This window comes from Bacillus sp. TH13 (assembly GCF_016651175.1).
Classification (GTDB): Bacteria; Bacillota; Bacilli; order Bacillales; family Bacillaceae_G; genus Bacillus_A; species Bacillus_A thuringiensis_S.
Genome location: NZ_JAEKEJ010000007.1, coordinates 294,736 through 308,304, shown reverse-complemented (window position 1 = coordinate 308,304; position 13,569 = coordinate 294,736). Strand labels below are relative to the sequence as shown.

Sequence of the window (13,569 nt, the reverse complement as noted above, 5' to 3'; positions counted from 1 at the left end):
ATTAATAAGTATCAATGATATTCGGGTGGTATTAAGCTAAAAAATTCGAAGTTTGTTTATCTTAAACTAGCAGTAGGACTGCCAATTCATTTTAAAATAGCTTTTTAATAAGTTATTTATTACTGATATAAAAACTTATAAATGAACCTTCTAAAATCCTCACTATTATAATTTTCAGCTAGACGAATTTTTGTCCCGTCATCTACCTCATTAATTATTTTATCTTCTAAAACAGTAAAATAATCTTTAACCTCTTCTCTTTCCTTTTTAATTTTAAAATCTAGTAATTTTTCATCCTGCTTTTGATTTAATGAAAAATCCCCTTCTACATCTAAAGCAACATATAACGCTTCCTTTAACGAAGACCTAACTATTGAGTTAAAAAACAATAAACTTAACTGTCTCTTAATTAAGTTCTCTTTCCTACTCATTAGTACTTCATTAAATTTTTCTATTTCACCCTTAGTACAATTTGCAAAAACCACATCTCGAATGTAGTTTACATACTCATTTTTTTCCCTTTCCTCTTTTGCTTTAAATACACGATTTGGTAATTGTATTACGTTCATTTTCATTCCCCTTTGCTTTTGAATTTACTAAATTCTTTTTTCAAAACAAAAAGCCCTTTGGGATTTGTCATATTAGTGGACTACATAGAGTAATCTAATAATTCAACAAAACCCGAAGGGCTAAAAGTCGTTGTTATGATTTAAAAAGAAAAAAGAAAATAGTATATATCCATTATAGGTTGCAATGATAGAATTTTCCATATATTCATCGATAAAAAAAGAATCCCAACTAATAGTGTTGAGATCCTTTACTTTTACTAAATTAACATTTTACTAAGGTCTTATTTAGCTACATCATTAGAATTTGATGCAAGCATTCCATTCCCTTGCTCTTTAGATGTTGTTTCAGCTGTTTTCTGTTCTGGCTTTTGTTCTGGCTTCTGCTCTGGTTTCTGTTCTGGCTTTTGCTCTGGCTTTTGCTCTGGCTTTTGCTCTGGCTTTTGCTCTGGTTTCTGCTCTGGCTTTTGTTCTGGCTTTTGCTCTGGCTTTTGTTCTGGCTTTTGCTCAGGTTTTTGTTCTGGCTTTTCTTTCTCAAGAACTACCACATTTACTGTTGCAGTTGAGCTGTTTCCTGCCTTATCGGTCGCCGTTACTTGAACTGATATAGCACCTGGCTTACTTGTATCATATGTTCCTACAGTTACTACTGGATTTGAATCTTTATTATCTTTTACACTCACTAGACTTCCTGGACTCAATTTATCTCCCACAGTTACGGTTACACCTTGTTTCGCTGTTATCACTGGTGCTTCCGTATCCTTCTCTTCTTGCTTTTCTACTACTTTAACTGTTACAGTTGCAGTTGAGCTGTTACCCGCATTATCAGTTGCCGTTACTTGAACTGTTAAAGTACCTGGCTTACTTGTATCATATGCTCCCACTGTTACTACCGGATTTAAATCTTTATTATCTTTTACATTCACTAAACTTTCTGGACTCAATTTATCTCCTACATGTACGGTTACACCTTGTTTTACTGTTATTACTGGTGCTTCTGTATCTTTCTCCTCTTCTTTTTCTACTACTTTAACTGTTACAGTTGCAGTTGAGCTGTTACCCGCATTATCAGTTGCCGTTACTTGAACTGTTAAAGTACCTGGCTTACTTGTATCATATGCTCCCACTGTTACTACTGGGTTTGGATCTTTATTATCTTTTACTTCTACTAAATCTCCTGCATTTAAGCTATCTCCTACATGTACGGTTACACCATGTTTCACTGTTATTACTGGTGCTTCTGTATCCTTTTCTTCTTCTTTTTCTACTACTTTAACGGTTACTGTTGTACTTGAGCTATTTCCTGATGCATCTGTTGCCGTTACTGTTACTTGAATTTCTCCTGCCTTACTTGTATCGTACGCTCCCACTGTTACTACTGGGTTTGGATCTTTATTATCTTTTACTTCTACTAAATCTCCTGCATTTAAGCTATCTCCTACATGTACAGTTACATCTTGTTTTGCTGTAATTACTGGTGCTTCTGTATCCTTTTCTTCTTCTTTTTCTACTACGTTAACAGTTACTGTTGTACTTGAGCTATTTCCTGATGCATCTGTTGCTATTACTGTTACCTGAATTTCTCCTGCCTTACTTGTGTCGTACGCTCCTACTGTTACTACTGGGTTTGGATCTTTATTATCTCTTACGTCTACCAAATCTCCTGCATTTAAGCCATCTCCTACATAAACAGTTACACCTTGTTTCGCTGTAATTACTGGTGCTTCTGTATCTTTCTCTCCTTCTTTTTCTACTACGCTGACGGTTACTGTTGTACTTGAGCTATTTCCTGATGCATCTGTTGCCGTTACTGTTACTTGAATTTCCCCTGCTTTACTTGTATCGTACGCTCCCACCGTTACCACTGGGTTTGGATCTTTATTATCTTTTACTTCTACTAAATCTCCCGCATTTAGACTATCTCCTACATAAACAGTTACACCTTGTTTCGCTGTAATTACTGGTGCCACTGTATCCTTTTCTGGTTTTGTTGTACCACCATCGTTACCATCTCCGCCCGTTGGTGGTTTTGTACCGCCCCCACCATCGTTACCATCTCCGCCTGTTGGTGGTTTTGTACCTCCTCCACCATCATTACCATCTCCGCCTGTTGGTGGTTTTGTACCTCCTCCACCATCGTTACCATCTCCGCCTGTTGGTGGTTTTGTACCTCCTCCACCATCATTACCATCTCCGCCTGTTGGTGGTTTTGTACCTCCTCCACCATCATTACTATCTCCGCCTGTTGGTGGTTTTGTACCTCCTCCATTATTACCTTCACCACCTGTTGGCGGTTTCACTTCCTCGCCACTAGTGTTACCAGAAGTAGGTGGTTTTTTATCATTATTAATTGGAGGTATTGAGTTATCTGCAATAGCTACACCATCATTAATATTTAGATCGCCACCAAATACAAAGTTCTTACTATCCTTATTATCCGAGACAGAAGGATTGTTTGTTGCTGATGCTATTGAAGTATTTAAATCTGAAAAACGATTATTTGATTTATCACCATCAATAACTGACGCTAAGTTTCGATCTGAGTTTATAGCTGCGGTTGCAATTGAATCTGTTAAGTCATCAAATTTCTTTTTGGTTTTGTTATTTTCAATGATACCGGCTAAATTTTGGTCAGAGCTACGTTTTGCATTATCAATGATTTCATCGAAATCATTAGTATTTAGATTTTCAGTCTGTTCATTCTTACTTTCCTCTTTTTTCTCATCTTTTTTCTTTTCTTTTTCACTATCTTTTTTCTTTTTAGATACTGATGCTGTTTTAGTGCTCTTCTTTTCAGAAGAAAACAGTGAGCAGCCTGTAACTACCCCAACACTTAAGGTAGTTACAGTAGTCGTAAGTAACACTTTCTTTAAAATTTTCGAATAATCTAAAGGCACAATTAATTCCTCCCTATTACCTAACCTGCACTTATAGTTGCTACAGAAGTAGCAGAACTATTAGGTGTAGAATTATTAATTTTTTCGAGTAAATCTTTATTTCCAACCTTTTGAGCAAACTTTTTAGCTTCCTCAGATTTATTTAATTTCAAATAACTATTAACAATAATTCCTTCTCTTCTGCCATCTAGTGGCACTTGATCTCTTAATTTGATAACTTCTTCATGTTTGTTATCTAATGCAGCAATTTCAAAATTAATTAGTGGATTTTTTGTTTTTAATTCTTTTACTTTTTTCAAATTATCTACAGCTATATAATATGAAACTACTGATTCTGCAAAATCTTGTTCTAAGTCAATTGCCTTCTGTGCTTTACCACTTAATAGATACGTAAATAAAACCGCCTTTTTATCTTCTTTTCCTAATTTTTTATAATCGACTTTATCAAATTCCAAAGCAGCATCTTGATATTTTTGAACTGCAGATAACCTTAACCCATTTATTAGATTCACATTAACTTCTAAACTATTTACATTATTTGCAGATGCAGCCTGTGAATTTTTCATATTGCTAAAGGCAAAACCTGCTACTACTAATAAAACAATTGATGCGACTCCTATAATAGCGTACTTATATTTTTTCATATTATTTAAGATTCCTTTTTTATCGATTGCGACTTTCTCTTCTTGTTCAAATTTAGTTTCATTTGGTTGATTTCTTTCATTATTTAAATTAATTTCATCACTTTCGGGTTCGCTTTTAGCTACAACTATTTTTTGTCTCTTTTGTGCATCTTTTATTTTCTTTTCTTCCTCTAGTCTTCTTTTTCTTACTTCCTCAAGTTTTTTCTCTTCTTCCTTCCGTTGTGCTTCTGCCTGTTTTCTTGCTTCTTCCTCTGCCTTTCTACGGGCTTCTACTTCTGCCTGTTTTCTTGCTTCTTCCTCTGCCTTTCTACGGGCTTCCGCTTCTGCTCGTTTTCCTGCTTCTTCCTCTGCCTTTCTACGGGCTTCCGCTTCTTCACGCTTCCTTGCTTCTTCCTCTGCTTTTCTACGGGCTTCCGCTTCTGCTCGTTTTCCTGCTTCTTCCTCTGCTTTTCTACGGGCTTCCGCTTCTTCACGCTTCCTTGCTTCTTCCTCTGCCTTTCTACGGGCTTCCGCTTCTTCACGCTTCCTTGCTTCTTCCTCTGCTTTTCTACGTGCTTCTACTTCTGCCTGTTTTCTTGCTTCTTCCTCTGTTTCTTTTATTTTTAAATCATTTTCAGAAGTGCCTGCCTGTTTTTGAATTGTAGTAATCCAATCAAGAGCTGGGTTACTATTTGAAGATTCATTTTTAGGTAAATTTACATTTACACTTTCTTCACGTTGGTTCTGCGGTTGTTCTGAATGCTCTTGTTGTATTTGCTCACTTACTGGATCTTTATAGACATCCTCATACTGTTCTTCTTCCTCTGCTAGTAATCGCTCTCGTCGTTCTTTTTCTTGTCTGATCCTTTCTTTAATTACGTTTTTTTTTCTATTATTTTGCATATATCAACAATGGCCTCCTTTCTATCAGTACCTCATAAATGAGAGTAATTAAATTATTTATCCTTCATAATTAATCATGAGATATTCCCCCAAAAAAACTAAGGAAAAATTAATATAATATTATTTTTTTAGCGTGATAAACCAAAAAGAAGGATAAACGGGCGGCACCCATTTATCCTTCTTCTTTAAAATTGTGATACATTTAAATGTTTTATTATAAGAGGTTAAAAACTACTTTCTAACCTCTTTCTTAATAGCTTTTCTCATTTCTTCATGTACATAAATTAAATTTAGCATGTTTTCTTTTATTTCTTTGATAACACACTCACTTAACTTAATTTCTAGTTCTATAAAATGTGGAAAATCAAATGGATTAAATTTATTCTTTTTAACATGACACATAAATTCAGTTCCATCGTTCAGTTTAATTTCAGCCGAACCATCTCCAATCCATCTAACATCATGAAAATCAATTACACCTTGACTAAACGAACTATATTTCTCTATTTCTTTTAAAAAAGGTTTAATTAGTTCATTTCTTTTTTATAAGCCCAATATGGTTTCGATCTTTCGCACATCGTATTCTCACATATATATTTTGATTGCCCATAATCCCCTTCTCGAACAGAGGAACCACATATTTCACAATAACTCATTATTCCCCTCCTAAAGTATATAGTAGAGTCTTTAATTTAAATTATAAGAGATGTTCTTAGTAATTCACTGATTCTGCTTATTAAAATTTCCATAGTAAGATATGAATCTTTTCCCATTTTCATATTATTATCAGCTTCTGTTAGTAAACATAAGATATTACCTAAGTCATCTTTTGAAAGATTAAATTCCTTTATTTGTTCTTTAGATTTTTGTAATACATATGGATGGCAACCTAATATCCCAATTAGTTCCTTGTCCTTTGTACCATTCTGTAAAACTTTAATTTTGAATAACATATCAAATTTATATATAAGGGTTGCTAATATTTGAATAGGGTTATGCTTTTTCAAAATTAATTCATTAAATAACCCAATTGCTTTATGAGTATCATGACTTAATAGATACTCACTTAAATTAAAGATTGACTGCTCTAGACTCTTAACAGTGACAGCTGCTACAGCATCACTAGTTATTTCTTTTCCACCATTACTATACACATACAATTTATCAACTTCATTTTTCAAACATCTTAAATCACACCCAATTGATACTATCAATTCCTGAACCAATTCATTAGATATTTGTATATTTTTGTCTTTTGCATAGTTTAGTATCCAAGTAGCTGTTTCCGCCTGATTAAGTGCCTTTGCCTCAAAAATAATTGCTTTCTTTTTTAATTCCTTTACTATCTTTTTTCTTTGATCTAATTTTTCATAATCAACAATTAATATTAATACCGAATCTTCCATGTTCTTTTCTAAAAAACTCAATATACAATCAACATCATGGTTTACCTCTTTATTATTATCAGTTGTTAAAAACTTTGCATTTCTCGTTATTACAATTTTTGTACCTCCGAAAAAAGAATACTCTTCTGCTTCATTTATAGCTGCCTGAATTGTTTCTTCTTCCATATCGAATTCAATGACGTTTAAATCTTCATTTGTACTATTCGTAAATCCACGGACTATCTCTTTAACCTTATCTTCTAATAAATATGTTTCTTTTCCATACATCGCATATGTTGGCATTCTATCCACCTCCAGAAAATTTTACTAAAACAAGGTAAGCTGGCCGTCGCTGTTAATAATGTATTCCAATGGAGCAGCACCCACTGCATCCATGTTTGAATTCATGTTATTTAAGATTTTCATAATTAACCTTTCTTTTTTAGGTTGATTAGCTTTTAATTTTCGAAATAACCAATTAAAGTAATCAGTTATCATATTCATAAACTCTTCACCTTTTGGGAAAACAATTGAATTATAAACATCATACAAGAATGATGTTTCTATCTTTGCGATATAAAACAAATACATTTCACCAGCACGTGCGAATATCTCCGAATAATCCAAGTAATAATCTTTGTTATACTTCTTACTACTAAACCACTGGGCTTTAAAAGCATCTCCACTTTTTAATGAATCCACATTTTGTGAAACTAGTTCTTTATACTTATCTACTATTGGTCTAAACCGTATACCTTCACTTAAAAGAGTTGTATCATTCGTCATTGTATAGTCGATAAGATGCAAGCATTCGTGTGCAAAGGAATTAGGAGCAGCAATGTCTATTATTAATGCCTTAACCGGAGAAGAAACGTATACACCATCAGCCTTTATTCTGCCTAATTTTTTCACCCTAAAGCTATGATCGTTCAATTCTGGTAAGGGAACGACTTTTTTGAATTCCAAGAACTCCCTTTCAATTTTCTTAAATTTTATTAAGTCTACATCATTGTCTAATTCAACATACCCGAAATTTTCTTTGAAACAATTGTTCTCCATTACCCTAAACGTTGATTTGTTTATATACTTTTTTGTTTCAAAAAAACGAGCATATACCGTAGCTTTATCTCCTCTTAGCTTAATATGCTTTTTTATATTCTCCTGTCTATCTATAAACTCAATAAGCATGATTTTATAATGTAAATCGTTAAAATTATGGATTACATTATACTCTGGATTTAAGTTAAGTTTATAAAAACTCCTTGTATCATCTTCTACAGGAATTATATTTAATTCTGCATTTGTATTAATATATTTAAATTCCTTTAACTTCTCAAAAATCATTATTCCTTCAGCGGTCATATTATCAATTTTCATATCCACATATACATCAACTATATTTTCATTCTCTATCTTGTTTTTAAAGCAAAATTTTATCCCCTGATATTCATACAACTCCGAGTTAGAAATAATAAATAACTCAAACGAATTCTCTAGAAATGCTTCAGCTAATAACGTCCCTAAATCTATGAGTTTATATGTTTTATAATCTGTTTTAAGTCTATATGTGCGCATATGAGCACTTTTTCGAATAGGATTTTTCGCAAATGCGATACCTGTTTTTTCAAGGAATTGCTGTTTATTATTTGAAAACTTCTTTACTTTAATATTAATCGGTAATAATTCTTTAAAATTCTGAACTTTAAATCTCTCTTTATAATCCTTACGTCTTTCTTTCAATTTTGGATTAATATCCGTCAATAAGTGTATTGCACTTGAGTATCCCTCCTCATCAATTTTAGATATTTCTATTGATTGCCTTGAAAAAGGGATTCCTTCTATTTCCTTATAACTTGTTACTTGCTCAATTTTTCTTCTGTAATATTTTATTAATGCTTTTAGTGTCTCTTCCTTCAGCTCAGCAGTTGAATATTGATTAATTGGCTTCTTAAATTTTAATTGAATATCCATAAACTCCTTAGAAAATCCGTTATTCTTTAATTTTTTTCCTAGTTCTTTTCTTAAACTAAAGATCTTTTCTCTTTTCTTCATCACATGGTTTCCTCCTTTAGACACAAAAAGCCCCTCAAGGTCTCGTATTATTACAAACTTAAATAACAAATTTGTAATTCACGTTACCCGAGGGGCAAAATTTTGTGAAATAGATTTAAAAATAAAAAGATACAATATGTACATTATACTGTATCTTCTGATAAATATGAATATTCATTTTCACGCCATATTAAGTTCATCCATTACTTTCATCTTTTCATGAAGTAAGTTGAAGATTTCATTTTTATATTGACATTTCTTTAATTTTTTTATTGCTTCATCCTTAATTTGTGAAACTCTTTCAGTTGTTATCATAAGTGCCTTTGCAATTTCTTTATGCAAATACAACTTACCATCAAGTAGACCGAAACATAAATTTAGCACCATCTTTTGCTTCGGATTTAATACCTCATCAAATATTAACCATATTTCGTAATTTAAGTCCTCTATTATCATCTCATTTGTTGAAGGAATTGCTGATTTATCGTCAAAGAATGGATTTGATATACCGACATTTTCATTTATTGTATCTATATCCAATGTCATAGTAGTAGCTCGTTTATAATATACTTTGTGCCTTATAACCGTTTCTCTAGTTACATTTAGCTCTTTTACTACTTCTTCTACCGATGGAGTCCTATTGTACCTTTGTAAATATTTATCTTCCAATTCTACATATTTTAAATTAAATTGATTCACATGAGTAGGAATTTTAAATGGTCCGGATTTTTTTTACGTATAATTCCTAACATGCTTTTTTGTATCCACCAGAAAGCGTATGTGGAAAAACAGTACCCTAAATCTGGATTAAAATCTTCCATCGCCCGCAGCATTCCTTCATTTCCTTCTTGAACCAAATCATCAAATTCTATATCAGGATGCTTGTTTTTATAATTTCTTGCAATAGATAATACTAAACCTTCATTTACATGGAACAAATAGTCGCGAAGATCTTTTTCTCCATGCTTATACCGCTTAAATAAATGCAAACTCTCTTCTTTTGACAGTACCTTGTAATTTCCAATCCCCCTAATATTATAATTATTTTCTTCAGTATTAGGCATTGGCTTAATATTTATTGCAGCAGAACCATACGTTATAGTTTTATTCAATGATTCATCGCGATTCAGTCTGCTATATGATTGCTTCATACCTATTCCTCCTCTCTCTTTTTTACCGTATTGTTTCTAAAAACAACTTTGTTTCCTTTTGTACACTACTAATTAACTTACATTCTTTTGCGCATGTATTAGAAACTTCCTTATGCGCTTTCGTTTTTCTCAGTTCTTTATATATATCGCACCCTTTACAGATGCTACTAATACCTTCCATTATTTCTAATTGTCTTTTTCTTTCATATAAAAATTGCTCTTTTGTTTTCTTCTCGTTTACTCGTCTCCCCATTGGTTTCACCTCGTATACATGTATAGTATTTAATAATTAAAAACTATCATCGATATGACATAGATACGAAACTTCCTCTTCAAAACTCTTCCATTTTTCCCCTGTATGTATATGATATAGGATTATAAAAAAATGTAAAATCAATTCTTCAAAAAATTTAAAAAAATTACCAAGATATTAAAATATACATTATTTTCTTGTGGTCTAACTAATTATATTTATATAAACCTAGCAAAGTAATTACACACCATTTCACATATATTTTACTCTTCATAATCACCAAAATTTAAATATACAATTTAAACCTTGATGATTATGAAGAACAAATTTAAAGTGATGGATGCTTTGTATTTTTAATACAAAACATCCATTAAAAAAAGTAAAAAATAGTTTACCTTTAAATAATTCGTATTTTTTTGTATATTCGATAAAATTCACACTTCAGTAAAGATAACTTATCTGACCTTCTCCACTGCCGGAATGTAATCCAATAAAAGCAAGTCGTCAATTCCCTTACCAAGATTGATATCCCAACTTGCATAATTAATACTTATACCTTCCTGATATAGTGCTTGTGCACATTCTAATAATGTTCTTTGAACATCAGGGTTTGTAATCATATCCATATCTAAAGCGAAAGTCGCCTGCTTAACACCCATTTTTTTTAATAGCTCAATTAATATTCTCCAAACTTTAACTCCTGGTATCGATACAACTGTAGTACCATACATTAATTTTTCTTCATTTGTTAGAAGTTCATCTAAATTCTCTGCAGATATATCGGCCTTTAGACTGCCTTCTGTGATCCATACGTTATCCTTTTTTATTAATTCTCCACGTTCCCAATATTTCAACTCACGACTCGGCACTGCTACATGTATTGGTAATGGGTTTCCTGCTCCCGTTCCATGAAATTTTCCACCGGAGCTAACCCAAATGTATTTACTTTCCAATTTCAGCTGTACTTCACCTATTTTTTTACCTTCGTAATCAATTTCATACCATTCTTTTACGTCTACTTCACCCTTAAACAAAGACTCTATCTTACCATTGATTTTATAAGTAACTTCAATGATATTAGGTTGCTCAATAACAGCTGCTTGAAAGCTAGGTTTATGATCTCTCACAACTGTCACATATTTTGGATTATCAATCCTATACTGAAAACCACATATTTGATTATAAATATTCCTTTGTGGAATTAAGAGAGAATCTCTCCTACCTGCAAATGTAAAATACCTTCCATCTTTCGTTTCTTTTGCATAGAATCCAGGTATCCCTACAATCAAACTTGTTTTACCGCCAGCTTTCTTGATTATTTCTTTCGTTACATCCCAAGGTTTCATAGGAAAACTTTTATAATTTCGTATATTTATTGTTTCTCTTGCAATCCTACGCTCAGGACCAGTTAACATTTCAATATGTTCTTCTCGTAGTTCTAGTTCTTGCAGAAACATGTAATATAAAACATCTAAAGTATAATCATTTTTCTTTTTATGTTCCTTTACCATCTGATCCGGTGAAAAATCATATCCCCTTTTTTGATTTTCATTGACTAAATGCAAATAGCCAGCTTCACCTAGTTTTGTATCTGATTCTATTCGCCCACAGATTATTTTTGACTCTGATTCATTCACCATACACCATCCCTGATGACCACATATTGGGCAAGTTGTTCTATAGTACTCAAACCATCTTTCATTGCTACCTTTGCTCATACTTCTTGCTGGCCTTAACACTCTACTTACCGCTAATTTTTCTATCGACATAATATCTCTCCTTTTCCATTAAATTAATAAAAAAAGCCCTTTGGAATACGGAGGTTAAATACCACACAAATGTGTAATTTAATCCGTAACCCGAAGGGCTTTATGTAATCACTAGAAAATAAAACAAAAAATTGAAAAGAGTATATTAAAAATATACTAAATTTTCCTAATTTAATCTAGGGATTAATTATAATTTTCTTCATTACATTCCAAATCCTTTTTACATTAGACTCATCGTTATAACTGCCTTTAAAATTCGATTCAGGTATTAAATAATTCATAATTTGCTCGAATCCAGGCTTTATCTTTTCAAATGTTGTATCATCCTCGACAAAAAGTTTATTAGAGTATTGTATTTTAGCTACTTCCTCAAAAATAGAAGGAAATTCAAACAAAATATCAGATTCAAACATTTTCTGAATTATTTTCGGTTTACTAAACTCAAACTGATCTATGAAGATGAGTTTAGTTTCAACTTTAGGATTTATTTTTTGAGTAATAAATTTCGAAGCAAGATTATAATTATATACATCGTTATTGCATAGGATCCATAATTCATCAATGTATTTTAAACTTTCAATCGTATGCTTTACCATAGGACCAGAAGGAATATCTAAAAAGACTAAATCAAAAAAACGTAGCCCTTCAATGTAATAGCGGTTCATTATGTTATCTGTAAAGCATTTATAATTATTACGATTAAAAGGGAAAAAGGTTACTCCCTTATAATGAAGTGGAATTTGTTGTGTTGTTAGATTAGGGTTAATTAAATAATCACTTAATGATATCCAACGTTCATCTATCTTCATAAATTTTTGAACATAAGAATATAATTTTGGTGTATTTGATACACCTTCTAACACAGAAATTGAAATTGAGTAATTAGCCATAAACACAGCGAGGTTAGTCAAAAAGCTTGTAACGCCTACACGATTAATAGGTGACCATACACCAATTACTTTTTCACCTATTAGTTTTCTTCTATGAACAGGGATATTTATATAATTTCTAAGATTTAATATTGCTTTTTCATATGTCTCTTCGCTTATTGCAAGAACACTTTCCCTTTTTATAGTCTCTTTTTTAATTTCTTCACTTATCGAAGTACCCTCTCTACTACATATTTCATCCTTAGAATTGTTATCATTTTTACTTTCAAGAGGTTTTTCTAAATAATCTTCTTTGCCAGCAGCTACATTTCCATCGTTATATTTCTCGATTACCTTGGTTTCATTTTGAATAATATTGTCCTGTTCATTTTTAACAGTATTTAATTTTCGTATTTTAACTTCCTCTACAATATGAGGTTCTATTTCTATATCTTCATTTTTGTTATTACGCGATTCATTACTACCGGACTTCTCCTGGTTTCCCTCACCTACATCGCTTCTTGAGTTAACCATAATCATCTTTTGTAAATAAGAATGTAAACTACCAGGTGAATTATCAACTACTTTAAAAGGATGTGTAATAAGATCTAATTCTAAACTATCTAATTCATCAGCTAAGCATACCTTGTAATTCGCTCTTAAGTTCTGCCGCAGCATTGCAATATAACTACTTCCATTTTCGCCTATTATTTCTTCTGAATCCACGAAAACTGCAAAAACCTCATTATAATCGTCTATGTTGGTATACGTAACTTCAATGATCTCATCACCAGGAAAAAATTCTTCAATAACCTTTTTTAATTCGGTAGCAATTGATTTTAAAACTAAAACTTTCAATTCAAGCACCACCTTGCTCTCTACTCAAATTAAATTCCTCTAATAAACGACATAACTGTTTCCTCATTTTGTATGATAGCTCATACTTACCATTTTCTATATTAGATAAATGGCTAGGAGTTACTCCTAATTCTTTAGCTAATTCGTTTTGTTTAATTCCTAATCTTTTTCTACAAAGCACCAATATTTCAGAATCATTTTCTGGTATCAATGTATCAATAAGCAACATTCTCCCTCCCTCCT

10 protein-coding genes and 1 pseudogene are annotated in these 13,569 nt (G+C 32.0%); all 11 read right to left on the bottom strand.

Annotated features, from left to right (window positions below; translation table 11 throughout):
* Positions 1–119: 119 nt before the first annotated feature.
* The 11 genes and pseudogenes from JFU02_RS03180 to JFU02_RS03135 all read right to left on the bottom strand — a co-directional run bounded on the left by JFU02_RS03180 (position 120) and on the right by JFU02_RS03135 (position 13,555).
* Complete coding sequence (locus JFU02_RS03180; RefSeq protein ID WP_201069717.1) at positions 120–569, bottom strand: hypothetical protein; 450 nt, start codon at positions 567–569, stop codon at positions 120–122.
* A 281-nt stretch (positions 570–850) separates the two neighbouring features.
* Positions 851–3,463 (bottom strand): adhesin, encoded by a 2,613-nt coding sequence (locus tag JFU02_RS03175; RefSeq protein WP_201069715.1) that lies wholly within the window; start codon positions 3,461–3,463, stop codon positions 851–853.
* A gap of 20 nt (positions 3,464–3,483) precedes the next feature.
* Complete coding sequence (locus JFU02_RS03170; RefSeq protein ID WP_201069713.1) at positions 3,484–4,989, bottom strand: hypothetical protein; 1,506 nt, start codon at positions 4,987–4,989, stop codon at positions 3,484–3,486.
* Positions 4,990–5,516: 527 nt separating this feature from the next.
* Positions 5,517–5,645, bottom strand: coding sequence for a hypothetical protein (locus JFU02_RS32390; RefSeq protein ID WP_276571037.1), 129 nt, complete (start codon positions 5,643–5,645; stop codon positions 5,517–5,519).
* Between the two features lie 36 nt (positions 5,646–5,681).
* Positions 5,682–6,677, bottom strand: coding sequence for a DNA polymerase III subunit delta (gene holA, locus JFU02_RS03165; RefSeq protein WP_201069711.1), 996 nt, complete (start codon positions 6,675–6,677; stop codon positions 5,682–5,684).
* A gap of 24 nt (positions 6,678–6,701) precedes the next feature.
* Positions 6,702–8,426 carry a hypothetical protein gene (locus JFU02_RS03160; RefSeq protein ID WP_201069843.1) on the bottom strand — a complete coding sequence of 575 codons (1,725 nt, stop codon included), beginning with the start codon at positions 8,424–8,426 and terminating at the stop codon, positions 6,702–6,704.
* A gap of 180 nt (positions 8,427–8,606) precedes the next feature.
* Positions 8,607–9,577 (bottom strand): annotated as a pseudogene (locus JFU02_RS03155) (sigma-70 family RNA polymerase sigma factor).
* A 22-nt stretch (positions 9,578–9,599) separates the two neighbouring features.
* On the bottom strand, positions 9,600–9,830 hold the full coding sequence (locus JFU02_RS03150; protein WP_074651179.1) for a hypothetical protein: 231 nt from the start codon (positions 9,828–9,830) through the stop codon (positions 9,600–9,602).
* 455 nt (positions 9,831–10,285) lie between these two features.
* The gene (locus JFU02_RS03145; RefSeq protein WP_201069709.1) at positions 10,286–11,599 is read right to left on the bottom strand and encodes a toprim domain-containing protein; all 1,314 of its coding nucleotides are present in this window, start codon (positions 11,597–11,599) and stop codon (positions 10,286–10,288) included.
* 176 nt (positions 11,600–11,775) lie between these two features.
* Positions 11,776–13,335, bottom strand: coding sequence for a hypothetical protein (locus JFU02_RS03140; RefSeq protein WP_346656153.1), 1,560 nt, complete (start codon positions 13,333–13,335; stop codon positions 11,776–11,778).
* Entirely contained in the window at positions 13,328–13,555 is a 228-nt protein-coding gene (locus tag JFU02_RS03135; RefSeq protein ID WP_000924383.1) for a helix-turn-helix transcriptional regulator, read from the bottom strand. Before JFU02_RS03135 ends, JFU02_RS03140 begins: the two co-directional genes overlap by 8 nt.
* Positions 13,556–13,569 lie beyond the last annotated feature (14 nt).

Bases quoted from the DNA above. Each gene is read 5' to 3' on its own strand.
- JFU02_RS03180 (WP_201069717.1), bottom strand. From the start codon at position 569: ATGAACGTAATACAATTACCAAATCGTGTATTTAAAGCAAAAGAGGAA.
- JFU02_RS03170 (WP_201069713.1), bottom strand. From the start codon at position 4,989: ATGCAAAATAATAGAAAAAAAAACGTAATTAAAGAAAGGATCAGACAA.
- JFU02_RS32390 (WP_276571037.1), bottom strand. From the start codon at position 5,645: ATGAGTTATTGTGAAATATGTGGTTCCTCTGTTCGAGAAGGGGATTAT.
- holA (WP_201069711.1), bottom strand. From the start codon at position 6,677: ATGCCAACATATGCGATGTATGGAAAAGAAACATATTTATTAGAAGAT.
- JFU02_RS03160 (WP_201069843.1), bottom strand. From the start codon at position 8,426: ATGAAGAAAAGAGAAAAGATCTTTAGTTTAAGAAAAGAACTAGGAAAA.
- JFU02_RS03150 (WP_074651179.1), bottom strand. From the start codon at position 9,830: ATGGGGAGACGAGTAAACGAGAAGAAAACAAAAGAGCAATTTTTATAT.
- JFU02_RS03145 (WP_201069709.1), bottom strand. From the start codon at position 11,599: ATGTCGATAGAAAAATTAGCGGTAAGTAGAGTGTTAAGGCCAGCAAGA.
- JFU02_RS03135 (WP_000924383.1), bottom strand. From the start codon at position 13,555: ATGTTGCTTATTGATACATTGATACCAGAAAATGATTCTGAAATATTG.